The sequence below is a fragment of the Actinomadura pelletieri DSM 43383 genome, from assembly GCF_003634705.1.
Classification (GTDB): domain Bacteria; phylum Actinomycetota; class Actinomycetes; order Streptosporangiales; family Streptosporangiaceae; genus Spirillospora; species Spirillospora pelletieri.
The window spans coordinates 248,994-273,024 of sequence record NZ_RBWU01000007.1 but is presented as its reverse complement, the minus strand read 5'-3'; the positions used below and the strand labels follow the sequence as shown (position 1 = coordinate 273,024).

Annotated in this window: 18 protein-coding genes and 1 pseudogene; 11 read left to right on the top strand and 8 right to left on the bottom strand. The window is 73.4% G+C overall.

From position 1 onward, the window contains the following. The first annotated feature begins 97 nt into the window (after nucleotides 1–97). Together BZB76_RS29480 and BZB76_RS29475 are read left to right on the top strand one after the other, a co-directional pair. Complete coding sequence (locus BZB76_RS29480) at nucleotides 98–748, top strand: PadR family transcriptional regulator (RefSeq protein WP_121437694.1); 651 nt, start codon at nucleotides 98–100, stop codon at nucleotides 746–748. 2 nt (nucleotides 749–750) lie between these two features. Further along, a complete protein-coding gene (locus tag BZB76_RS29475; RefSeq protein ID WP_121437693.1) occupies nucleotides 751–1,332 on the top strand; it encodes a DUF1707 SHOCT-like domain-containing protein in 582 nt (193 codons plus the stop codon). A gap of 19 nt (nucleotides 1,333–1,351) precedes the next feature. Here the strand turns inward: BZB76_RS29475 and BZB76_RS29470 are convergent, their stop codons facing one another. Further along, nucleotides 1,352–1,996 (bottom strand): response regulator, encoded by a 645-nt coding sequence (locus BZB76_RS29470; RefSeq protein WP_121437692.1) that lies wholly within the window; start codon nucleotides 1,994–1,996, stop codon nucleotides 1,352–1,354. Then, nucleotides 1,993–3,291 carry a sensor histidine kinase gene (locus tag BZB76_RS29465; protein ID WP_211343249.1) on the bottom strand — a complete coding sequence of 433 codons (1,299 nt, stop codon included), beginning with the start codon at nucleotides 3,289–3,291 and terminating at the stop codon, nucleotides 1,993–1,995. The genes BZB76_RS29470 and BZB76_RS29465 overlap by 4 nt, the downstream gene beginning before the upstream one ends. A 130-nt stretch (nucleotides 3,292–3,421) precedes the next feature. On the opposite strand from BZB76_RS29465, the gene BZB76_RS29460 reads away from it, so the two are divergent. After that, a complete protein-coding gene (locus BZB76_RS29460; protein WP_170180809.1) occupies nucleotides 3,422–5,989 on the top strand; it encodes an ABC transporter permease in 2,568 nt (855 codons plus the stop codon). Nucleotides 5,990–6,033: 44 nt separating this feature from the next. Here the strand turns inward: BZB76_RS29460 and BZB76_RS29455 are convergent, their stop codons facing one another. From BZB76_RS29455 to edd, 4 genes are read right to left on the bottom strand one after another with little or no spacing between them, the layout of a single operon-like run. Next, a complete protein-coding gene (locus tag BZB76_RS29455) occupies nucleotides 6,034–6,354 on the bottom strand; it encodes a LysR substrate-binding domain-containing protein (RefSeq protein WP_246007297.1) in 321 nt (106 codons plus the stop codon). A 44-nt stretch (nucleotides 6,355–6,398) separates the two neighbouring features. After that, nucleotides 6,399–7,025 carry a bifunctional 4-hydroxy-2-oxoglutarate aldolase/2-dehydro-3-deoxy-phosphogluconate aldolase gene (gene eda, locus BZB76_RS29450; protein WP_121437689.1) on the bottom strand — a complete coding sequence of 209 codons (627 nt, stop codon included), beginning with the start codon at nucleotides 7,023–7,025 and terminating at the stop codon, nucleotides 6,399–6,401. Next, the gene (gene glk / locus BZB76_RS29445) at nucleotides 7,022–8,005 is read right to left on the bottom strand and encodes a glucokinase (RefSeq protein WP_121437688.1); all 984 of its coding nucleotides are present in this window, start codon (nucleotides 8,003–8,005) and stop codon (nucleotides 7,022–7,024) included. The genes eda and glk overlap by 4 nt, the downstream gene beginning before the upstream one ends. Next, nucleotides 8,002–9,813: a phosphogluconate dehydratase gene (edd, locus tag BZB76_RS29440; RefSeq protein WP_121437687.1), complete on the bottom strand. Its 1,812-nt coding sequence runs from the start codon at nucleotides 9,811–9,813 to the stop codon at nucleotides 8,002–8,004. Before edd ends, glk begins: the two co-directional genes overlap by 4 nt. 158 nt (nucleotides 9,814–9,971) lie before the next feature. Here edd and BZB76_RS29435 point away from each other — a divergent pair, with 158 nt between their 5' ends. The 6 genes from BZB76_RS29435 (at nucleotide 9,972) to BZB76_RS29415 (ending at nucleotide 20,119) form a co-directional block, all read left to right on the top strand. Further along, nucleotides 9,972–11,156 (top strand): ROK family transcriptional regulator, encoded by a 1,185-nt coding sequence (locus tag BZB76_RS29435; RefSeq protein WP_121437686.1) that lies wholly within the window; start codon nucleotides 9,972–9,974, stop codon nucleotides 11,154–11,156. Nucleotides 11,157–11,557: 401 nt separating this feature from the next. Beyond that, nucleotides 11,558–14,356 (top strand): class IV lanthionine synthetase LanL, encoded by a 2,799-nt coding sequence (lanL, locus tag BZB76_RS29430; RefSeq protein ID WP_211343248.1) that lies wholly within the window; start codon nucleotides 11,558–11,560, stop codon nucleotides 14,354–14,356. Beyond that, nucleotides 14,353–16,269 (top strand): alpha/beta hydrolase family protein, encoded by a 1,917-nt coding sequence (locus BZB76_RS29425; protein ID WP_147449598.1) that lies wholly within the window; start codon nucleotides 14,353–14,355, stop codon nucleotides 16,267–16,269. The genes lanL and BZB76_RS29425 overlap by 4 nt, the downstream gene beginning before the upstream one ends. After that, nucleotides 16,250–16,405, top strand: coding sequence for a VenA family class IV lanthipeptide (locus BZB76_RS35010; protein ID WP_170180808.1), 156 nt, complete (start codon nucleotides 16,250–16,252; stop codon nucleotides 16,403–16,405). The genes BZB76_RS29425 and BZB76_RS35010 overlap by 20 nt, the downstream gene beginning before the upstream one ends. 145 nt (nucleotides 16,406–16,550) lie before the next feature. Further along, nucleotides 16,551–18,380 carry an ABC transporter ATP-binding protein gene (locus BZB76_RS29420; protein WP_170180807.1) on the top strand — a complete coding sequence of 610 codons (1,830 nt, stop codon included), beginning with the start codon at nucleotides 16,551–16,553 and terminating at the stop codon, nucleotides 18,378–18,380. After that, nucleotides 18,377–20,119 (top strand): ABC transporter ATP-binding protein, encoded by a 1,743-nt coding sequence (locus tag BZB76_RS29415; RefSeq protein WP_147449597.1) that lies wholly within the window; start codon nucleotides 18,377–18,379, stop codon nucleotides 20,117–20,119. The genes BZB76_RS29420 and BZB76_RS29415 overlap by 4 nt, the downstream gene beginning before the upstream one ends. Nucleotides 20,120–20,243: 124 nt before the next feature. Here the strand turns inward: BZB76_RS29415 and BZB76_RS29410 are convergent, their stop codons facing one another. After that, complete coding sequence (locus tag BZB76_RS29410; RefSeq protein WP_211343247.1) at nucleotides 20,244–20,669, bottom strand: signal protein; 426 nt, start codon at nucleotides 20,667–20,669, stop codon at nucleotides 20,244–20,246. A gap of 256 nt (nucleotides 20,670–20,925) precedes the next feature. Further along, nucleotides 20,926–21,480, bottom strand: coding sequence for a hypothetical protein (locus BZB76_RS29405; RefSeq protein ID WP_121437682.1), 555 nt, complete (start codon nucleotides 21,478–21,480; stop codon nucleotides 20,926–20,928). 1,074 nt (nucleotides 21,481–22,554) lie between these two features. Here BZB76_RS29405 and BZB76_RS36155 point away from each other — a divergent pair. Further along, nucleotides 22,555–23,214: pseudogene (locus tag BZB76_RS36155) on the top strand (phosphatase PAP2 family protein); the annotation flags it as partial. A 52-nt stretch (nucleotides 23,215–23,266) separates the two neighbouring features. Beyond that, on the top strand, nucleotides 23,267–24,028 hold the full coding sequence (locus BZB76_RS29395; protein WP_121437680.1) for a creatininase family protein: 762 nt from the start codon (nucleotides 23,267–23,269) through the stop codon (nucleotides 24,026–24,028). Nucleotides 24,029–24,031: the final 3 nt, after the last annotated feature.

Below are 24,031 nucleotides of genomic sequence, written 5' to 3'. Positions count from 1 at the left end.
AAGGCGGCGGGAACTCCTGGTGCGATCTTCGCGTTCTCGATATATCGTTGTCGTATCGCGAGAGGTCATAGAGACATCTCAGAAGGTGGTGAAGAACATGGGTCACTCGCATGGTCGCGGCCCCTGGGGCGACTCCCCGTTCGGTGCGCTGTTCGGCGGCGGTCCCGGATCCTGGCCGTGGGGTCCACGTGGCGGCTTCGGGCACGGTCCGCGTCCGCCGTGGGCGCGGGGCGGCGGCGGGCCGTGGGCCAGGGGCGCCAAGGCGCGCAAGGGCAACGTCCGCGCGGCGATCCTCGTGCTGCTCGCCGAGGAGCCGCGCAACGGCTACCAGATCATCCAGGAGATCGACGAGCGCAGCGGCGGCGCGTGGCGGCCGAGCCCCGGCGCGGTCTACCCGGCGCTCCAGCAGCTGGCGGACGAGGGTCTGATCGCGGGTGAGGAGTCGGGCGGACGGCGCTCGTTCCACCTCACCGACGCGGGCCGCGCGCATGTCGAGGAGAACGCCGAGCGGCTGGCCGAGCCGTGGGCGGAGATGAGGCCCGAGTTCGGCGAGGGGGTGCCCGAGCTGTTCAAGCAGGCCGCGCAGACGGGAGCCGCGATGATGCAGATCGTCCACTCCGGTTCGGCGGAGCAGGTCGACCGGGCCACGGCCGTCCTCGCGGACGCGCGGCGCGGCCTCTACCGGATCCTCGCCGACGACGACCACGACGACGACACGGGTCCGACGGCCACGACCACCGGGGAGTGACGATGGCACGCCAGGATGAGATCCGCGTAGGCGACGCCGATCGCGACGCGGTCATGCTCGCCCTGCACGACCATTTCGCGGCCGGACGGCTCGACCGCGGCGAACTGGACGAGCGCCTCGACACCGCGCTCGCCGCCAAGACGCACGGCGACCTGCGCGCGCTCGTCCGGGACCTGCCGCCGCCGACCGGCCTGCCCGAACCCGCGAGCCCGGCGCCCACGGCCGTCCGCCGGGGGCCGGGCTGTTGGGGGCCGGGCGGTTGGTGGCCGGGCACCGCGGACGCGAACCACCTGACGCACATGCACAAGAGGCACATGCACGAGAGGCACATGCACGAGAGGCACATGCACGAGAGGCACATGCACGAGAGGCACACGCACGAGAGGCACATGGCGCGGCGTCGTCACCATGGGCACGGGCATTTCCCGGCGTTCCCGCTGCTGCTCGCGCTGTTCCTGGTGCTGGCGTTCACGGTCGGGCCCGGCACGGGGGTTTTCGTCGTCCTCCAGGTGGCGCTGGCCATCTGGGTGATCCGTGCGGTTCTGGTGGCGTTCGGGGTGCGCCGCTCCCGGCACGGTGTCTGACCGGGCCCGCGCCCGGGGCTCAGCGCACGCCCGCGTCGCGTGCGATGAGCCCCGCCTGGGTGCGGTTGGCGCAGCCGAGCTTGTCGAGCACCCGGGAGACGTGGCCCTTGACGGTGGCCTCGCTGAGGTGGAGGCGTCCGGCGATCTGCGCGTTGGACAGGCCCTCGCCGAGGCAGGCCAGCACCTGCGTCTCCCGTTCGGTGAGGCCGCCGACCAGGGCGCGGGTCCGGTCGCGGTCGGACGCGCGGGCGTCGGCCGTGCCGAGCAGCCGGACGGTCGCGGCCGACGACATCACGGTGTGCCCGTCGGCGGCGACCCGGATCAGTTTCGCCAGGTCCTCCGGCGGCGTCGTCTTCAGCAGGAAGCCCGCGGCGCCCGCCCGCAGGGCCCGGACGACGTACTCGTCGGCGTCGAACGTCGTCAGCGCGACGACGGCGGGCGGGGAGCGGAGCGCGGCGATGCGCTCGATCGCGGCGAGGCCGTCGACGCCCGGCATCCGCAGGTCCATGAGCACCACGTGCGGCCGGTACCGGACGACGGCCTCCACCCCGGCGGCCCCGTCGTGCGCCTCCCCCACCACCTCGACGTCGGCGACGGCGCCGAGGATGGTCCGCAGGTGCGCGCACACCATCGGCTCGTCGTCCACCAGAAGAACCGTGATCACGAACCCGCCACCGGAACGTAGGCGGGCAGGGACGCCTCGACGCGGAAACCGTCGAGGTGCGGGCCCGCGGCGAACGTCCCGCCGATCAGCTCGACGCGTTCCCGCAGCCCGGCGAGCCCCATCCCGGACCCGCTGGCCGCGAGGTCGGCGTCCGGTTCGCGGGACGGCGCCGCGTTGCGGACGGTCAGCGTCACACCGCCGGTGCCGTAGCGGACGTCCACGTGGACGGTGGCGCCCGGCGCGTGCTTGCGCGCGTTGGTCAACGCCTCCTGCACGACCCGGTACGCGGTGCGTCCCACGGCGGGTGACGCGTGCGGCGGGTCGCCGTGCTCGGCGAACTCCACTGGGACGCCGACCGCCGCCGACTCGGCGACCAGGGTGGACAGGTCCGGAAGCGGGCCGGGGGCGTCGCCGGCGCGTTCCGCCGGGGCGCCGGAGGTGTCGCGGCGCAGCAGCCCGACGACGTCGCGGAGTTCTTCGAGGGCCTGGCAGCCGGTGCCGCGCAGTTCCTCGGCGGCCGCGCGGGTCGGCTCGTCGGGGGCCCGGACGCGCAGCGCCCCCGCCTGGAGCACCATCAGCGTGACCCGGTGCGCGACGACGTCGTGCATCTCGGCGGCGAGCCGGGCGCGTTCCTCCGCGCGGGCCCGTTCGGCGAGCAGGTGCCGTTCCCGCTCGGCGCGTTCGGCACGGTCGGTGAGGGCCTGCAGGACGCGGCGGCGCGCGGCGACGTACATGCCGACCAGCGCCGCGCCGACCACGACGGCGGCGCTGCGGAACACCAGTGCCTCGACGCTGTCGGTCTCCTCCGCCGAGAACCGCCGCAGGGCCGTGACCGGCAGCACGTCGCTCAGGGCGCCGACCGGGAGGAGCAGCACGACGACGGGCAGCGCGCGGATCCAGACCGGGCGGGCGCCGTCGCGGGGGAACGCCATCACCGCGTAGGCGGCGAGCGGCGCGGTCGGCGGCCACCACACCGGTGGGCTGACGGAGTGGTCGGCGTCCACGCGCAGCAGCGTTCCCGGCGCGGCCTGTTCGACGAGCCACACCAGGACGGCCACGGCGGCGGTGGTCCACGCGACGGTCAGCGGGGCGCGGCGCCGCACCACCAGCGCCAGCGCGGGGATCATGAGGAGCGCGACGGTCGCGCCGCCCTGCGGACGGACGATCGTCCCCCCGTCCCCGCCGAGGCTCAATGCCACGCCGGACAAGACGACGACGGCGTCGGCGACCAGGTCGCGGGACCGTCCGGGTGGGAGAAGCCGCGCCAGGGCGGAACGCGGCGATGGCAGGCGCACACCAACACCGTACGCATCGGGGCGCGCCGCGCCACCCCTACGAAAGTCGCTAAACGCGGGCCGTTCGTCGGGGTCGGGCACGACGTTCCACGCTGCCGGACCGCGGCCCGGTCGGGCTGGAATCGGTTCCATGATGTTCAAGCTCGCGCTCCGGGGCCTCGCCGCGCACCGTGCCCGGCTGCTGATGTCGGCGGTCGCGGTGGTGGCCGGTGTCGCGTTCGTCGCCGGCACGCTGATCTTCTCCGCCACGCTGGACCGCTCGTTCGACCGGGCCCTGGACGATCTGGGACGCGGCACCGACGTGATCGTCCGGGCCGACCGGGCGTTCGAGCCGGAGTTCGGGGAGCGGGTGCCGGACCGTCCCGTGTCGGAGTCGGTGCTGGCGGCCGTCCGGCGGACGGCGGGGGTGGAGAAGGCGCGCGGGGTGGTCACCGGGTTCGCGGCCGTCGTGGACCGGCGCGGCGAGATCGCGGGGGCGGAGCCGCAGACCGGTGTGGCATGGGACGGCGATCCCGACCTGTCGCAGACCCGCCTCAGGTCCGGCGCGCCGCCCACCGGGCCGGACGAGATCGCCGTCGACGTCACGACCGCCGCCGACGCCGGATACCGGATCGGCGACCGGGTCACGGTGGCGTTGACGTCGGGGACGCGCCCGTTCCGGCTCACGGGACTGTTCGAGGTCGGCGACTCGGCGCTGAGCGACCAGATCTCGATGACGGCGTTCGCGCCCGACACGGCGCGGCGGCTGCTGTCCGACCGTCCGGGGACGTACGCGCGGATCGTCGTGCACGGGGACGACGACGTTTCGCAGGAGCGGCTCCGCGACGCGGTCGCCGCCGCCCTCCCGCCCGGCGTCGAGGCGATCACCGGGGCGCAGGCGGTCGACGAGCAGGGCGCGTCCATCAAGGAGATCATCAAGATCATCCGTACGTTCCTGCTGGTGTTCGCCGTGATCGCGGTCTTTGTCGGCTCGTTCATCATCTTCAACACGTTCGCGATGCTCGTCAGCGGCCGGGTGCGGGAGCTGGCGCTGCTGCGGGCGGTGGGCGCGTCGCGGGGGCAGGTCACACGGTCGGTGCTCGGCGAGGCGGCCGGGGTGGGCCTGGCGGGTTCCACGCTGGGTCTCCTGGCGGGCTGCGGGGTCGCGGTCGGGCTGGCGCGGTTGATGGGCGCCGTCGCCGGTGGCGAGGCGCCGCCGTTCGGGTCGCCGGTGGTGCCCGCCTCCGCGGTGGTCGCGGCGTACGCGGTGGGGACGCTGGTCACGCTGGCCGCCGCCGTGGTCCCGGCACGGCGCGCGGCACGAACACCTCCCGTCGCGGCGCTCCGCGAGGGGACAGAGACGCCGCGTCCGCTGCGCAAGCGCCTCGCCTGCGGGGGCGTCGCGCTCGCGGCGGGCGCGGCCCTGGTCGCCGCCGGTCTCGCGAAGGACGGGTCCACGGCGCTCGACCTGGCCGGGGCGGGCGCGATGGCGCTGTTCGCGGGGGTCGTGCTGGTGTCGCCGGTCCTCAGCCGACCGGCGGTCCGGGCGCTGGGGTGGCCGTTCGCCCGGTTCGGCGGGAGCGCGGGCCGGATGGGCGGACGGAACGCGCTGCGCGACCCCCGGCGGACGGCGGCGACGGCGTCCGCGCTGACGATCGGGCTCGCGTTGATCGCGACGGTGTCGGTGATCGTCCAGTCGCTGGCGGCGTCGGTGGACCGGCAGCTCGACGCGGGCCTCACCGCCGACTACCAGGTCACCGGGCGGAGCCAGATCACCCCGGTCGCCGAGGAGGCCGCCGTCGCGGTCGCGGGCGTTCCGGGCGTGCGGGCCGCGATCCCGATCCGCACGGCGCGGTTCCGGCTGGACGGCTCCGTGCGGACGGCGGCGGCGGGCTCGCCCGGGGAGCTTCTCACCCACTTCCGCCTGCCGCTCCAGGAGGGAACGGCGTCCGCGCGCGGGGACGAACTGCTCGTCGGTCGCAGTGTCGCGGCGACGCGTGGCTGGACGGCCGGGACGACGGTCGACGGCCAGTACCGGGACGGGACGAAACGGACGTTCCGCATTGTGGGCGTCTATGCCGACCGGCCGTCGGTCACCCCGTCCGCCCCCTCGATGATCATCAACTGGGCGGGATACCGGACGCACGAACCCGAGGCCCCGATCGACCGCATCGAGGTCGACCTCGCCGGCGAAGGCGCGGCGTCGAACGCGGGGGCGACCGGTCCGGCGCTGGAGTCGGCGCTCGCCCCGTGGCCCAACCTGGAGCTGAAGGATCGCGCGCAGATCAAGGACGACGCCGCCGGGGACATCGACCTGTTCCTCGACCTCGTGCTCGGACTGCTGCTGCTGTCGGTCCTCGTCGCCGCGCTCGGCATCGTCAACACGCTCGCGCTGGCCGTGACCGAGCGGACGCGGGAGATCGGTATGCTCCGCGCCCTGGGGATGCAGCGCCGCCAACTCCGCCGCATGATCCGTTACGAGGCGGTCGTCGTCTCGCTGTTCGGCGCGGTGCTCGGCGTCGGGACGGGTGTCGTCCTCGGGGTCGTCCTCCAGCGCGTGATGACGGAGGGCGACGATGGAATGGAGGTCCTCGCGATCCCCTACGGCCATCTGGCGATGTGCGTCGCGGCGTCCGCCGTGATCGGTGTCGTCGCGGCGGTGTGGCCCGCCCGCCGCGCCGCCCGCATGAACGTCCTCCAGGCGATCGCGACCGAGTAGCCCGCGACCGAGCGGCCCCGCGACCGAGTGGCCCACGGGCGACCTCAGGCGGCGGGCGCGCAGCGGTCGGGGACGGCGTCGCGCAGCGCGCCAAGCCCGCGGACGATCAGCGGGTTGTCACGGCTGCCGCGCCGCACGCAGGTCAGCACGCGCCGCCTCGGCACGCCGTCGCCGGTCAGCGGGACCCGGACGACCGGCTGGTCGGACGGCCCGTCCGACAGGCGCGGCACCAGCGACACCCCGAGGCCGTGAGCGACCAGCGCCCAGATCACCGACCAGTTGGTGGCCATGTGGGCGAGCCGGGGGGTGAACCCGGCGGCGGCGCAGTACGCCATGGCGGGGCCGTGCCCGCACCGCGAGGTCACCCCTGAGCGAGGGTGAACCCCGAAGCGGAGCGTCCGGTGCCGCCTCACCGGGCGCGCAGGGCCGCCGCTTCGGAGGCGAGGGCGCGGACGCGGTCCCAGTCCCCGTCACGGATCGCGTCCGCCGGGGTCGTCCACGACCCACCGACACAGCCGACGTTCTCCAGCGCGAGGTACTCGGCGGCGTTCCCCGGGCCGATGCCGCCGGTCGGGCAGAACCTGGCCTGCGGCAGCGGCCCGCCCAGGGACTTCAGGAAGGCGGTCCCGCCCGAGGCCTCGGCGGGGAAGAACTTCATCGCCGTGATCCCGTCCTCCAGCAGCGCGACCACCTCCGACGCGGTCGCGACGCCCGGCAGGAACGGCAGCCCCGTCGCGACCATCGCGTCCTGGAGCCGGGGCGTGCGGCCGGGGCTGACCAGGAACCGCGCCCCGGCAGCGGCGGACCGTTCGGCGTCCTGCGGCCGGACGACCGTGCCCGCGCCGACGACCGCGTCCGGCACCTCGGCGGCGATCCGCGCGATCGCCGCGAGCGCCTGCGGGGTCCGCAGCGTCACCTCGACCACCGGCAGACCGCCGTCGACGAGGGCGCGGGCCAGCGGGACGGCGGCGTCCACGTCGTCCAGCACCACGACGGGGATGACGGGCGCGAGATCGAACAGGTCGTCGGCGATCATGCGTGCTCCAGTTCCGGCGGGCTCTGCGCGAGCCGCATGGCGGCGCCGGCGAGGGCCGGGCCGGGGTGGACGATGAGCGCGACCGGGATGGCGCGCAGGTACTCCTCCATCGGAGGCTTCCCTTCGAAGCGGGCGCGGAACGCGCCGCCGCGCAGCACGTCCACGATGCGCGGCGGGATCCCGCCGCCGAGGTAGACGCCGCCGCGCGCGCCGAGCGTGAGCGCCACGTTCCCGGCGAGCGAACCGAGCAGCGCGCAGAAGATCTCCAGCGTCTCGCGGCAGCGCGGGTCGTCGCGGCGTTCGGTGATCTCCCTGGCGGTGAGCGTTCCGGCGGGTGCGCCGTCGAGCGTCGCGAGGTACCGGTGGAGGCGGGCCAGGCCGTTCCCGGACAGCAGGTACTCGACGTTGGCCGTGCCGTGTTCGGCGCGCAGCAGCCGCACGACCTCCAGTTCCCGGTCGGTCGCGGCCGGGACGTCGACCTGGCCGCCCTCGCCCGGCAGCGGCACCCACCCCGACGGCGTGGGGACGAGCCCGGCGACGCCGAGCCCGGTGCCCGGTCCGACGACGGCGAGCGGCGCACCGGGGTCGGGGGCCGTGCCGCCGAGCGGGACCAGGTCGTCCCCGCCGAGGCGCGGCAGGGAGAGGGCGAGCGCCTCGAAGTCGTTGATGACCTCCAGGTGGGGCAGGCCGAGGCGGGCGCGCACGTAGTCCGCCGTTCCCTTCGGCCAGCCCGCGTTCGTCAGGTGGTAGGTCCGGCCGACGACCGGGCCCGCCACCGCCAGACACCCGGCGGACGGCCGGACGTCCGGCGCGTACCGGTGAAGGTAGGCGGACGCGGCCTCGGCGAGGTCGGCGTGGTCGCGGGTGGGCAGGGACTTCACCCGGGACGGGACGCCGTCCGGGCCGTCCACCAGCGCGAACCGCGCGTTCGTGCCGCCGACGTCCCCGACCAGCCAGGGCCCCCGGTTCGCGGCGCTCACGAGAAGACCCCGGCACCGCGCTCGGCCGGGCCGACCGCCCGGCGGAACGCGTGGAACAGTTCGCGTCCCGTGCCATAGACGTCGCCGGGTGCCGCTAGGGCGGGTTCGCGGGCCGCGAACTCCTCGTCCGGGACGAGGACCTCCAGGACGCCGCCGTCCGCGTCGAGCCGGACGACGTCGCCGTCGCGGATTCGGGCGAGCGGGCCGCCCGCCGCCGCCTCCGGCGACACATGGATCGCGGCGGGAACCGCCCCGGACGCGCCCGACATCCGACCGTCGGTGACGAGCGCGACGCGATGTCCCCGGTCCTGGAGGACCGACAGCGGCGGGGTCAGGCGGTGCAGTTCCGGCATCCCGTTGGCGCGCGGCCCCTGGTTGCGGACGACCGCCACCACGTCCCGGTCGAGTTCCCCGGCGGCGAACGCCTCCTGCAACCGCTCCTGCGAGTCGAACACGCGGGCCGGGGCCTCGATCGTCCGGTGCTCGGAGTCGACGGCGGAGACCTTGACGACCGCCCGGCCCAGGTTGCCGCGCACGGTGCGCAGCCCGCCGTGCGCGTCGAACGGCTCGGCGACGGGACGCAGCACGCCCGTGTCACCCGACTCTGTCACGGTCTCCCGCCACTCGACGCCGTCGCCGACGAACTCCGGGACGCGCCGGTACGCGGCGAGGGAGTCGCCGCCGACCGTCCGCGCGTCCTCGTGCAGGAGCCCGGCGTCGATCAGCTCGCCGATGAGGAACGCGGTGCCGCCCGCCGCGTGGAAGTGGTTCACATCGGCGGTCCCGTTCGGGTAGAGGCGGGTGAGCAGCGGCGTCACCGTGGACAGCTCGTCGAAGTCGTCCCAGGTCAGCTCGATTCCGGCCGCTGCCGCCATCGCGACCAGATGCAACGTGTGGTTGGTGGACCCGCCCGTGGCCAGCAGCGCGACGATCCCGTTGACGAACGCGCGTTCGTCCAGCAGCTCGCCGATCGGCAGGTAGCCGTCGGTGAGTCCGGTGAGCCGCAGGACGCGGCGTCCCGCCGCCTCGGTCAGGGCGTCGCGCAGCTTGGTGTCCGGCGGGACGAAGCTCGCGCCGGGCAGGTGCAGGCCCATGACCTCCATCAGGAGCTGGTTGGTGTTGGCCGTCCCGTAGAAGGTGCAGGTGCCGGGCGAGTGGTAGGACGCGGCCTCCGCGGCGAGCAGTTCGTCCCTGCCGACCTCCCCGGCCGCGAACCGCTTGCGGATCTTCGCCTTCCGCCCGTTCGGCAGCCCGGACGCCATCGGCCCGGCGGGCACCAGGATCGCCGGCAGGTGCCCGAACGACAGCGCCCCGATCACCAGCCCGGGGACGATCTTGTCGCACACGCCGAGCAGCAGCGCGCCGTCGAACATGTCGTGCGACAGCGCCACCGCCGTCGCCATCGCCACCACGTCCCGGCTGAACAGCGACAGCTCCATGCCGGCCCGGCCCTGCGTGATGCCGTCGCACATCGCGGGCACGCCGCCCGCGAACTGCGCCGTGCCGCCCGCCGCCCGGACGGCCGCCTTCAGCAGGTCGGGGTAGTCCTTCAGCGGCTGGTGCGCGGACAGCATGTCGTTGTACGCCGACACGATCGCGATGTTGGGCGTGACGTCGCCCCTGAGCCACAGCTTGTCCTGGGCGCCGCAGGCGGCGAAGCCGTGCGCCAGGTTCGCGCATCCCATCCCGCCGCGTGCCGGGCCCGCGGTGCGGGCGTCCCGGATCCGGTCCAGGTAGGCGCCGCGCCGCTGGGCGCTCCGTTCGGCGACGCGCCTGGTCACTTCCGCCAGCACGGGTTGCACAGCCATAGAACGCTCCAGACGGGGGCCGGTCGAGGGGATCTCCGGTCTCTTCACGGTAGCGAGCTTTTCGTAAGATCGACAACAGACTTATGAACTTTGGCTAGCAAAAGTCTGTCGCTTGTACTAACTGGACGTACCGAAGGGATGCGTGCTTGACTGGCCGGATGTCGCGTGCCGCCTCCCGCCCCTCCACGAGCGGCGACATGCTCCGCCTGATCCGGGAGCACGGTGTCGCCACCCGCGCCGAGCTGGGCCGCGTCACCGGCCTGTCCCGGCCGGCCGTCGCCTCCCGCGTGGCCGACCTCGTCGCCCGGGGCCTGCTGGTCGAACGCGTCGACGGGCCGTCCACCGGGGGCCGTCCGCCGGCCCGCCTGGAGTTCAACGCCGCCGGGGGCACCGTTCTCGTCGCGAACCTCGGCCAGTCACGCGGTCAGCTCGCCGTCTGCGACCTCGCCGGGACGATCCTCGCGCGCGTCGACGGGCCCCCGGCCGACACGTCCGGCGACCCGTCCGGCGACTCGGCCGGCCACCCGTCCACCGGCGCGTTCCTGCTCCGGCTGCTGGACGCGTGGGCGTCCCTTCTCGACGCGTCCGGCATCGACGCCGCCACCGTCCGCGGCGTCGGTCTCGGCGTCCCCGACGCCGTCGAGCACGCGGCCGGACGGTGGAACGGCACGCGGATCGGTCCTCCGATCACCGGCCGCTTCGGCGTCCCCGCCTACCTCGACAACGAGGTGAACGTCGCCGCGCTCGGCGAGCACCAGGCCCATCCCGGCGTCGACGACCTGCTGTTCGTCAAGGTCTCCACCGGCATCGGCGCGGGCCTGATCTGCGGCGGGCGCATCCAGCGCGGCGCCCTCGGCGCGGCGGGCGAGCTCGGCCACGTCCCGATCCCGGCCGCCGCCGGCGCGCCCTGCCGCTGCGGCAACACCGGCTGCGTCGAGGCCGTCGCGGGCGGCGCCGCCCTCCTCACGCGCTCCGCGGCCGACGATCTCGCCGGGCTGGCCGCGCTGGCCCGTGCGGGCGACCCGGCCACCGTCGCCCTCCTCCGCGAGGCCGGACGTCTGATCGGCGAGGTCGTGGCCACCGCCGTCAACCTCCTCAACCCGGCCGTCGTCGTCCTCAGCGGCGACCTGGTCGGCGCGGACGAGCCGCTCATCGCGGGCGTGCGCGAGGTCGTCTACCGGCGCGCCACCGCCCTCGCCACCCGTGATCTGCGCGTCGAGCCCAGCCGGCTGGGCGAACCTGCGGGTCTGACCGGCTGCGCCGCCATGGTCCTCGACCGCGTCCTGGCCCCGGACGCCATCGACGGCCGGGCCGCGCACGCCCCGCGTAGCGGCGCCTCATAGCAGAGGCGGACGGCGAACCGCCAGTGGCGAGGATGGCAGCCATTGGCCATGCCCAGGACCGAAACTGATTCGTGTCCGGATAAGCAAGGTCAGCATCCCAGCTGGTGACGCATCAAGTGGACAAATCAGTCTAATTATCGACAATTGGCGGGCCGAGTTGTCACTCCCCGCACAGGGACCTCAGGGGCTCCAGGCGCGTCAGTAAGACTTCTATACCGGCACGGTGCATGCTGGAAGCGAATAGCGTCTGGCGATCGACGGCGGTCCATGGTTACCGTGTCCTCGTTCGTCAGCAGCAATTCCCGATCAATCAAATCTTTGATCAATAAGCCGGGCCACACGGCCGGCCGGGGTACGGAAACGGCGGCGGCAGGCGGCCCGGGAAGAGAGCGAAAGAACCCATGGCGGATTTCAATATCAGCGTCTTCGGCGGAGTCGCGGCGGCGGGGTCCGGGGACACCCGGCTCCTCGACGTCCTCGACGGGGCGCTCGCCGCCGCGCCCGCGCCGACGCGCTGGACGACCGTCCGAAGCGCCATGTGGTGCCACGTCACACCGGACGGCGGCCACTGTCCGGCGCAGGGATGGAAGCTGCACGTGTCGGCAACGCCCGCCTCCGCGCAGGACGTCCTCGCCCGCGCGCTGGAGGTGCTGCTGGCCGCCGGCTCGGCCTTCAAGTTCGCCGCCACCCACGATCATGTCGCCGCGCTCAACGCGCGCAATACCTCACGCGGCCATTCCGGAAAATTCATGACGATCTACCCGGTGAGCGATGACGAGGCCGTCCGGCTCGCCGCGGAACTGGACGCCGCCACAACCGGATTGCCCGGTCCGCGCATTTTGTCCGATCGTCCGTATGCTCCCGGAAGCCTGGTTCACTACCGTTATGGCGCGTTCGTCGAGGAACGCCGGATCACCAATGACGGCTTCTACGCCTGGATGATTCTCGACCCGGACGGCAACCCGGTCGAGGACAAGCGTGTCGGCAAGTACACGCCGCCGTCCTGGGCGATCAGTCCATTTCCCGATCATGGCAAGACCGGCGCCGCGAACGGCGGCGAGAACCGCGGCGGCAACGGCGGCGACGGGCGGAACGAGGTTCTGATCGGCACGCGTTTCGCGGTCCGGGAGGCGATCCGCCACACCAACAAGGGCGGCGTGTACCGCGCCACCGACACCACCGACGGCCGGCAGATCGTGATCAAGGAGGCGCGGCCCCATGTGGCCGCCGACGAGCAGGGCAGGGACACCCGCGACCGGCTCCGCGCCGAGGCCCGCGCGCTGGAGGCGATCGCGCACCTGGGCATCGCGCCCCGTCCGGTCACGCTGTTCACCCAGAGCGGCCACCTGTTCCTGGCCGAGGAGATGGTCCCGGGGACGTCGCTGCGGCAGTGGACGGCGGACGTCATCGGCGACCTCGGCTGGGGGCCGCACCTGCCCAGGGCCCTGGAGATGGCCGGACGGCTGACCGAGCTGATGGCCAAGGCGCATGACGCCGGAGTCGTCCTGCGCGACTTCAACCCGAACAACATCATGGTCCGTCCGGACGGCACGCCCGTCCTGATCGACCTGGAGCTGGCGGTCACCCCCGACGCCGCCGACCCGGGGCCGCTGCGCTCGGGCACCCTCGGCTACTCCTCGCCCGAGCAGATGGACGGCGCGCTGCCCGACCCCGCCGCCGACCGCTTCTCCCTCGGCGCGACGCTCTGTCACCTGATCAGTGGGGCGCCGCCGTTCCTGCTGGACGAGCAGCCCGACCCCCGGCCCGTGACCGAACGGCTGGCGGAATGGCTCACCGCCCGCATCCGAGACCTGGACCACCCCGCCGACCTCCCGGCGCTGGTGCTGGGACTGATGGCCGACGACCCCGCCGACCGATGGAGCCTGGAACGGGCACGGGCGACGCTGGCCCGGCCGACCGTCCCCGCCTCGAACACCGCCCCGGACGACGTGCTGCAAGAGAGCGTCCCGCACAAGGTGCGGGAGCTGTGCGACGAGGCGATCGGCGGGATCGTCGAGCATCTGCTCTCCACCATGACCCCCGACTCCCCGCAGACCCTGTGGCCCGCCTCCTGCGTGCACGGTGCGCCCGACCCGTGCAGCCTCCAGCACGGCGCCGCGGGAGTCCTCGGTGCCCTGGTCCGATGTCACGAGCTCACCGCCGACCCGCGCCTGCCGGAGGCGATCGCGCCGGCCGCCCGGTGGATCCTGGAGCGGCTCGACGGCGGCACGACCCGCAAGGCCGGGTTGTACTTCGGCTCGGCCGGGGCCGTGTGGGCCGTCCTCGACGCGGGCCTCGCGCTGGACGACCGCGAACTCGTCGACGGCGCGCTGGCGGTGGCCGACCGGTTCCCGGCCTCGCTTCCCGGCCCCGACATCACGCACGGGACGTCCGGGCTCGGCCTGACCGCCCTGCACCTGTGGGCGCGCACCGGCCACGAGCGGTACGCCGAGCGGGCCGTCGCGGCCGCCGACTCGCTGGTCGCGAGCGTCGAGGAGGTGTCAGGCAGGCTCTCCTGGAGCACCCCGGCGCAGCACGAGTCCAAGCTCGCCGGGCGGCGCTACCACGGGTTCGCCCACGGCGTCGCCGGAGTCGGCCAGTTCCTCACCGCGTGCGCTCGGGTGACCGGCGGCGACGACTACCGGGCCATGGCCGTCACGGTCGCGGAGAACCTGCTGGAAGAGGCGACCGGCACGGAACGGTCGGCGAGTTGGGGGGCGGGCCCGGGCGACGCGCCCACGGCGCCGTACTGGTGCCATGGTGCCGCGGGGATCGGCGGATTCCTCCTGCGGCTCGGCACCCTTACGGGCGACGCGCGCTTCGTCCGGGCCGCGGAACGCTCCGCCCGGTCGGTGGTGGAGCACCGGTGGCGCGCGCCGCTCGGGCAGTGCCACGGGCTGGCGGGCAACGGCGACTTCCTGCTCGACATGGCCGCGCAGACCGGCGACGACCGGCACACCGGCGCGGCCTGGCGGTTCGCCGAGATCCTCCTGTCCGCTCGGGCATACCGCGACGAGACGGTCGTGTTCGCCGACGAGTTCGGGCAGGTCTCGGTGACCTGGGGCGACGGTCTGAGCGGCATCCTGGGCTTCCTGCTCCGGCTGCGGCACGGCGCGTCCCGGCTGTGGACCGCCGACGCCGTGGACGCGTCGGCCGCCGTCGCGGTGGCCGCGCCGATCGGTTCGGGACAGGCGTCATGACGGCCGCCGTCACGCCGCTCACGGCGACGGAACCACCGCCGATTCCGACCCGGTTCGGGTTCGCCTTCTCCGGTGACGGCCGCTGGGCCGCCTGTCTGAGCGCCGTCGAGGACGACGTCACCGTCGAACGGTGGGACCTCGCGCCCGCGGTGCCGACCCGGCGCGTCCTGAGCTCCGCCGACCCCGGCACGCCCATCGACCGGCGCTGCGGCGCGCTGCCGCTGGACGACGGCCGCGTCCTGCTCGTGCGGGCCTCGACCGGCGACCACGGGGAGCCCGCCGGGCACGGCACGGTGCTCGCCGCCGAACCGTCCCACTCCGGTCTGCGCGTCACCCGGTCGTGGCCCGTTCCGTCAATGCTGACCGGGTTCCTCGTGCCGGGCCCGGAGCGGACCGCCCTGCTGGTGGCCGTCGAGGGCGACGGGCACTCCCGGATCTGGCGGCTCACCGACGCCTCGCCGCGCCCGGAGCCGGTCCTGCGGATCCCCGGCGTGCTGGCGGGCGGTGTCTGGATGGACGGCGGACGCTCCCTCGCCTTCGACCACACCGAGATCGGGCGCCGCACGAACGGCATCCTCGTCGACCTCGCCGAACGGTCCTGGCGGCGCGTCTGGTCGGTGTCGGAGACCACGACCGACCGTATCGTCGCCTACAGCACGCGGACGGGCGCGCTGGCGGTCACGACCACCGCGCCGGGCGTCCAGCAGCCGGGCGCGGAGCAGATCGGGCTGCGGCTCCCCGGCGAGGGGACCGTGCGGTTCCCCGAGACCCTCAACCGGTCGCCCCGCCCCCGGATGCCGCTGACCTTCGACGCGGACGGCCACAACCTGCTCGTCCGAGAGATCCACGGCGCCACCGCGCGGCTCGCCGTGTACGACCCGGAGCGGGACCGTCTCACGCCTGTCCAGGCCCCGCCGGGGATGCTGTGGCCGCCCGTCCACTGGGCGGACGACGGCCGGATCCACCTGCGGTTCGCGGCACCGAACCGGCCGCCGACCCTGGCGACCGTGGGAACGGTCGGCGAGCCCGGTTCGCCTGCTCCGGACGTCCGGTACGCCAGCGGGCATCGCAGCGAGCCCGGCCGGTGGGAGGACGCCGAGCTGGTGGAGCTGCCGGGTCCGGCGGGTCCCGTCGAGACGATCGTCTACGGCGGCCCGGACTGGCGACTGCGGCCCCACCTGGTGCTGGCCCTGCACGGCGGTCCGCTCGCGGCGTGGCGGTTCGAGTTCGAGCCGCTGTTCCAGTACCTCGCGGCGGCGGGCATCGCCGTGGCCGCGCCCAACTACCGAGGCAGCACCGGTTACGGGGACGGGCATCTGCGCCCGGTCATCGGCGACTGGGGCGGCCCCGACCTGGACGACGTCGTCCATCTGGCCCGCGCGGTCTCAGCCGAACGCGACCGTGCCGGGCTGCCCCGGCCGACGGTGCTCGGCGGCAGCTACGGAGCCTTCCTCGCGCTGCTGGCGGCGTGCCGGGAGCCGGAGCTGTGGTCGGGCTGCGTCGCGCTGGCGCCCTTCACATCGGCGTCCGCCCTGCACGGCGCCGTCCCGCGGCATGTCGGGGAGCGCGTGTCCCGGCTGAGCCGCTGCGAGGCGCCCGGCGGGCGGGAGAGCGGACGCGACGTCCTTCGCGAGTGCGCGGCGCTCACCGCGCCGTTGCTGCTCGTGCACGGCGGCCGGGACGAGACCGTCCCGGTCGGCCAGTCCAGGGCGCTGAAACGGCGCCTCCTCGAACTCGGCAGGGCAGAGGGAGTCGACTTCGACTACCTGGAGGTGGACGACGACCATCACGCCGTCGTCCAGGTATGGCCTCCCGTCCTGCGCAAAGCCGTGGTCCGTTTCTGTCTCACCCGGAATGGACCGCAGTCCACGATCAGGAAAGGAGGTGACAAACATGAACGCTTTCGACGGTGACATCGTGGCCGCTCTCCAGGAGCTGCCCGAGACCGACCCGGTCGAGATCGACGGGATCCAGCTGGGTGGCACGTGTGAGTGCGTCGGCCTGCTCACGCTGCTGAACACCATCTGCATCGGCATCTCCTGCGCGTGATGCCGTGCGACCCATGCGGACCTCGGAACCCCTGAACGTTCCGGCCGCAGAACCCCGGTCACGGACCGGCGCAAGCCGGTCCGTGACCGGACCTATGTAGTCGACTCTAGTTGATTCCTGCCGAAATCGGATGGAGCGGACAAGGGTGGCCCGGACATCGACGCGCTCCACCCCGCCCGCCGACCCCTCGGACGCCCCCGACGACCCCACGGACATTTCCGAGCCCACGGGCGCCGCCGTCCCCTTCGGGTCGCCGGCCGCCACCGCCGCGTTGCGCGCCGCGGGCCGCCGCCGGCTGTGGGAGGCCATCCGCCACATCCGGTTGAAGGTGGCCGTGCTGGCGGCGCTCACCGCGACCCGGGTCGGCGCGACGCTGCTCGTCCCGGTCATGCTCGCCTCGGCGATCGACGCGGTCCGGGCGGACGCGGGCGTCGGCGCGGCGGCGGCACGGCTGGCGGTCGTCCTCGCCGTGGCCACGCTGGCCGACACGTTGGAGGACGTGCTCGGCTCCTACTGCGGCGGCGACATCACCGCCTGGCTGCGGCACCGGCTGGTCGGGCGGGTGCTGGCGCTCGGCGTGCAGGGCCCACGGCGGTTCCCCACCGGGGACGTGCTGGCCCGGCTGACCGAGAGCGCGTCCGCTCCGGCGGCGTTTCCCGTCCTGCTGCTGTCGGCGGCGGCGGCGCTGCTCACCGCCGTGGGGGCGGTGACCGCGCTGGCCCTGATCGACTGGTGGCTCGCCGTCGTGTTCGCGCTGGGCGTGCCGCCGGTGGTCGTGGCGTTGCGGGTCTTCGTCGTCAAGGCCACCGAGCCGTTCGCGCGTTACCAGCGATGCCAGGCGGCGATCGTGACGCGGCTGCTCGACGCCCGCCAGGGCATCCGGACGATCCGGGCGAGCGGTACCGCGGACACCGAGGTCCAGCGCATCCTCGGGCCGCTGCCCGAGCTGCGCGCGGCGGGCCGGGAGACATGGCAGGTGCAGGGGCGGGTGAGCCGCCGGTTGGCGATGCTCGCGCCGCTCGTGCAGGTCCTCGTCATCGGAGTCGCCGGGCTGCGCCTGGCCAGCGGCGACATCACCACCGGCCAGCTCGTGGCGAGCGCGTCGTACGTCGCGATGGCGGTCGCGTCGGCGTCCCTGTTCGACACCGTCGTGGCGCTGCTCAACTGCCAGGTCGGCGCCGGACGCGTCGACGAGATCCTCACGACCTCCCCGGCGGTCCGGCCCCCCGAACGGCCGGTGCGGTTGCCGGACGGCCCGGGACGGCTCGTCCTTCGCGGGGTCACCGTCCGTGCCGGGGGGCGCGCCGTCCTGGACGGTCTCGACCTGGACGTGCCGCCCGGCGCGACCGTCGCGGTCGCCGGGGCCTCCGGGTCGGGCAAGAGCGTGCTGGTGTCGACGATCGGGCGGCTGATCGACCCCGACGAGGGAGCGGTGGAACTCGACGGCGTGCCCGTCGCCGCGGTGCCGCTTCCGGAGCTGCGGCGGGCCGTCGCCTACGCCTTCGAACGTCCCGCCCTGCTCGGAGCCACCGTGCACGACACGATCGCCTACGCCCGCCCGGACGCGACGCGCGCCGAGGTGCGCCGCGCCGCCGACATCGCCGCCGCCGACGCCTTCGTCCGGGCGCTGCCGGACGGCTACGACACCCTCCTCACGGACGCCCCGATGTCCGGCGGTGAGCTGCAACGCCTCGGACTGGCCCGCGCCGCGCTCACCGACGCGCGGGTCGTCGTGCTCGACGACGCCACCAGCAGCCTCGACACCGCCACGGAGGCGAAGGTGACGCGGGCGCTGCGCCGGATCCTGACCGGCCGCACGAGCCTGGTGGTGGCCCGCCGTCCCGCGACCGCCGCCCGCGCCGACCTCGTCGCCTGGCTCGACGGGGGCCGGGTGCGGGCCCTGGCCCCGCACGCGGAACTGTGGCACGACCCCGACTACCGGGCCGTGTTCGGCTCGGATCCGGCGGCCTCATGATCGCCGCGCCGCCCGCCGTCCGGCTGCTGCGCCGCCATCTGCGCGGGCGGGGGCCCGCGCTGCGCCGGCTGGCCGCCTGGTCGGCGCTGGAGTCGCTGCCCGCGCTGGCGTCCGGGCTGCTGCTGGCACGGGCCATCGACCACGGGTTCCTCGCCGACCGGCCGCTCACCGGCCTGGCGTGGCTGGGCGCCCTCGCGGTCCTGTACATCGCCGGGGCGGTGGGCACCGGCCGGATCTACCCGTGGCTCGCCGCCACCGTCGAGCCGATGCGCGACTCGCTCGTCCGGGAGGTCGTCACCGCCGCCCTGCACCGGATCTCCGACCGGTCGCCGGACGCGGCGGGGGCGGGCGCGTCCCAGGTGACCGAGCAGGCCGAGGCCGTCCGGGCGCTGCTGGGGACGGCGCTGCGCAACGTCCGGCAACTGCTGTCGGCGGGCGTCGCCGCGCTGGTCGGCCTGACGCTGCTCTCCCCGCCGCTGGCCCTGGTCGCCTGTGGGTCGGTGGGCCTGGCCCTGACGGTGTTCGCCGCGTTCCTCGGCATGCAGGTGCGGCGTTACCGGGCCGTCGTCCGGGAGGCGGAGCGCATCGGCGAGACCGCCGCCGTGATCGTGCACGGTGTCCGGGACGTCGCCGCGTGCGCCGCCGAGGACCGCGCGGCCCGTACGGTCGGGGAGGCCGTCGACGCCCAGGCGGGGGCGCTGCGCGCCTACGCCCGCACCCGCCTGGTCCGGTTGCCGGTGCTGGGCCTCGGCGTGCATCTGCCGCTGCTCGCGCTCCTCGCCCTGTCGCCCTATCTGACCGCGCGGCACGGCCTCACCGCCGGGGAGGTGGCGGGCGGGGCCGTCTATCTCGTGACGGGGCTCCAGCCGGGCATCATCGTCCTCGTCGACACCGGCGGAACCCTGCTGCTCAGTCTCGCGGTGATGCTCGGACGGCTCGCCGAGGTGTGCGCGATCCCGGCCCCGCCGTCGATCATCGCGCCGGTCGCCGGGCCGGTCGCCGCGCCGGTCGCCGCCCCCGGTTCGTTCGACATCGAGACCGACCACCTCACGTTCGCCTACGCTCCGGGCGCCGAACCGGTTCTCACGGACGTGTCCCTGTACGTCCCGGAGGGCACCCATCTGGCCGTGGTCGGTCCGAGCGGCACCGGGAAGTCGACGCTGGCGAACCTGCTCACGGGCCTGCTCCGTCCGCAGAAGGGCACCGTCACGCTCGGCGGCGTCCCGGTTCCCGATCTCGATCCGGCGCGGCTGCGGTCGGCGGTCACCCTCGTCCCGCAGGAGAGCTACGTCTTCGCCGGGGCGCTGCGCGACAACCTGGTCTACCTGTGTCCGCAGGCCACCGACAGGCAGCTCGACCGCGCCGTCGACGCCGTCGGGCTGTCCGGCACGGTCGAACGTCTCGGCGGCTACGACGCCGAGATCCCACCCGGGGGCGGCGCCCTCTCCCACGGCGAACGTCAACTCATCACGCTCGCGCGCGCGTACCTGTCCCCCGCGCCGATCACGATCCTGGACGAGGCCACCAGCCATCTCGATCCGGCCGCGGAGGCGCGTGCCGAACAGGCCCTCGCCGACCGGGGCGGGACCCTCATCGTCATCGCGCACCGGATCAGCTCCGCCGAACGCGCCGACCTCATCCTGCTCCTCGACGGCTCCACCCCCGTCATCGGCTCCCACGACGCTCTGATGAGACACAATTCCCTCTACGCCGAACTGGTCGGTCACTGGCACACCTGACGGATGTTTCGGCGACCAACGCCGATTGGGCGTTATCTGGAACTTCCACTCCGAAGTCGAGAACCGGACCGTTCCCTTTCATCTGCGCCTGAGAAGGCAGGGCGTTCCGAACGCGAGCGGCGCCTTACCCCTGGACGGTCAGTTCGTAGTCGACCGCGAGTTTGAAGTCTCCACTGCCGCCCCGAATGCGCACCTGGTGCGACCCGGGCGGCAGGGACCGGACCACGCCCCACAGGCCGCAGCCGTACGCGTCGACCGAGCCTTCCGCCCGCGTCACCGGATTTCCGGCGACCCCGGTGACCGTGATCGGAGTCGCGCTCCAGCGCTGAACTGATGACGCCTTTCCGTCCACCGTCAATGTGCCGCTCGCGGTGCTCATGAAATCCGCGCAGTCGGTCTTCGAGCCGTGCAGGTTCACTATCGGCGCCACCAGGTCGCGTCCGGGCGGGACCGTGCAGGTTCGCCGCACCGTGCCGCCGAAGGTGCCCGCCAGGAACCACAGGTCGTTCGGCTGGCCGACCGCGCAGTGCGCGCCGTCCGTGTCCTCCACGGGGTTTCGTCCGGTCGGCGCACTGGCCGCCCACGTCCACCAGGCCGACTGCGTCTCCCCGGGATCGATCTTCTTCGACTCGTCTTTCTTCGCCGAAGTCGAAGGGGTGGCCACGGGTTGCGTCGCACGGCTGGGAGTGGAGTCCGCTGCATCGTCGGGTGCGGCTTCGGCGCATCCACCGACGAGCGCGGTGGCCAGCAATATCATCGGAATCCGTCCACGCATCATCGATTCACCCTTCATTTCGTCCAGGCGTTCACTTGTATTTCTTCCGTTCCTTGGATCTGCCGGGGTAGACGACGATCAGGTGATGTTCGTCGGGCATTTCGGGGTAGAAGGTTTCGGGGGCGCCGTGGCCGCGGACGTGAAGGCGCAGCCGGTACGGTCCCGGGCCGGACGCGGTGAGCGACGGCAGTTCCGCCTCGCCTTCATACGAGCCGACCATGGTCTTGCCGTCCGGGCTGTCGAAGCCGACTTCGACGACCTTGTCCCAGCCCTTGAGGGCGGGCGGTGGCGCCTTCCGGTAGGCCCGGACGGTCAGACACAGATCCCCTTCGGTGCCGGTGAGAATGGTGACCGCCCCGCCCACGGCCGCTATCAAACCGTCGTCGAGAGCCTTGTCGAAGGAAGGGCCGTCATCCCCGGCGCCGACGAAGTAGCTACTGCTCTCCCCGCCGTAGGCGAGTTCTGTCGCCTCTCTGGCCGGACGCGGTCCCTTGGGGACGGTCCGTTCGCAGTAGGCCAGGGCCTGCGCTTCCTGACGCCGATACTCCTCCGCCCTTTTCTTTCTCGTCTGTTCCAGCTCACGCATTTGCGGAATCGCCTTCTCCGGGCACAGGTACGCGAGCTGATCGATGGAAGGCGTGCGTGCGCCCAGGCGGGCGAGGTCACGATCCGGTAGCCGCTCGTCCCCTGACAGGCGCGCCTACCCATATCGAGCAGGACGGCGTCGGACGGCGAACCGCCCTCCGCGAAACGCGCGCCGGGGAAATCCCGTAACGAGCAGACGAAGGCGAGTCTTCGCTGGTGCGCGGAGAGTTTCTCGATTGTCGACCTCAGTGCGTCGGGGTCGATCTGACTCGGGTGATTCACCTGACGGCAGTCGTCGGGGTTCGCCAGCACGGTCTTCGGCCGTGGAATGTCACCGGCGGTCCCCAGGATGAGAGTGACGACCGTGGTCACCGCGACCGCGCGGAACGCGCGGCGACCCGGACGGTAGAGCGTCGCCAGAATGAGGACCAGCGGGGCAAGCCCGTACGTCCATCCGATGATCTGTGAACCGGCGAAGGGGCTCAGCCACAGGTCGGTGCACGCGCCGCCCGACCGTGCCACGTCATAGCCGAAGAGGACCGGTTCGCCGGCCATCACCGGCCCAAGGGTTCCCGCGGCCGCCCATCCGACGGCACGCCGTCTGGTCACCAGCCAGATCAGGAACGCCGGAAGGACGATCAGGTACGGCCTGCTCCTGAGGGCGCGATAGCCGCGCAGGTCCACCACCAACTCCGTCCATTGGTGGAAGCCCTCACAATCGGCGCCATGGGTGACGGCACCCCACAGGTAAGGGCCGGACGACGAACCGAAAAGCGAGGCTACCCAACTCGCCGTGTCCGGAGCCACACTCACCGCGACCGCGGCGACCCATAAAACCGCCTGCGTTCTTCCGCTCCACTGCGACATGATCAACGAACCCTAGTGGGGCTATTCCCGGTTGATCGACCTTTTTGGGACAGTCGGGCCCGGCCCGTGCCGGGCTCGGGGGGTGGGGCTACCTCCACCTTCGGTGCGGGGCTTTCCCTCCCCACGGTGGGTGGCTGGGCCCAGTGCCTCACGGAATGTCAGAGGCAAGGGTTGTCATTGAACGACGGAGACGGGCACGGGAGGGGACATGGCGAGCGTGGCGATGCGGGGGCGCGCGATACGGCCGTTGGTCACCGAGATGGGGCTCCTGCTGGTCCTGTTCGCCTTCTACAAGTGGGGGCGGACGTTGTTCGAGCACGGTTCCGGTGTGGCGATGGAGAACGCGGCACGGCTGTGGCGGTTCGAACGGTCGTGGTTGCCGAACGAGGTGGATTTCCAGCAGTGGGCGCTCGGGTGGGATCACACGGCGTTCCTCGCGAACGTGTACTACGTGGGCGTGCACTTTCCGGGGACGGCCCTGCTGCTGGTCTGGCTTTACGTGCGTCACCGGTCGTCCTACGGCAGGGTCCGGAACGAACTGGTGGCGTTGACGGCGGCGGGGCTGGTCGTGCACATGCTGTTCCCGTTGGCGCCGCCGCGCCTGGCGGGCATCGGCGCGGTGGACACGATGCTGACGGTGGGGCCGTCGGCGTACCCGGCGGAGGCCGACGGGCTCGCGAACCAGTACGCGGCGATGCCGTCGCTGCACATCGGGTGGGCGATCCTGGTGGCGGTCGCGGTGCTGCGGGTGTCGCGGAGCCGGTGGCGGTGGGTCATCGCGATGCACGCGCCGGTCACGGTGTTCGTGGTCGTGGTGACGGCGAACCACTACTGGGTGGACGGGATCGTCGCCGGCGTCCTGCTGGTCGTGGCGATGGCGCTGGTTTCGCTGGTGGAGCGGGTGCGGCAGGGTTGGGGGCATGCTGCCGACGCACACGAGTCCCGAGACACCGGACGTGCCCGTGGCGGTCCTGCCGATCGGGAGCCACGAGCAACACGGCCCGTTCCTGCCGCTGGCGACGGACACGGTGATCGCCTGCACGATCGCGCGGGAGATCGCGACGAGGCATCCGGTGCGGACGCTCCCGCCCGTGACGATCTCGTGCTCGCATGAGCACGCGGCCTGGCCGGGGACGGTGAGCATCTCGGCGGCGACCCTGCACGCGGTGGTGCGGGACGTCGCCGACTCGCTCGCGCGGGCGGGGGTGCCGAAGCTCGTGCTGGTGAACGGGCACGGCGGCAACTACGTGCTGGGGAACGTGGTGCAGGAGGCGTCCGGGGACATGGCCCTGTTCCCGGGGCCGGACGACTGGGAGGACGCGCGGCGCGCCGCCGGGATGGAGACCTCCGGCGACGCCGACATGCACGCCGGGGAGCTGGAGACGTCGATCCTGCTGCACGCCCACCCGGAGCTGGTCCGGGACGGCTACCAGACCGCCGACCACCGGGCCGATGACCGGCGGTTCCTGCTGACCGCGGGGATGGCCGCCTACACCGAGTCCGGTGTCATCGGCCGGCCGTCACTGGCCCGCGCCCGCAAGGGCCGGGACGCCCTGGAGAGCCTCGTCGCGTCGTTCGGGGGGTGCCTCGCGGCGCTTCAGCAGCAGGGCGGCGGCGCCGGGCAGGCACGCGACGAAGGTGAGCACCCCGTACAGGACGGAGACGGTGAGGCCCTGCGCTGAGCC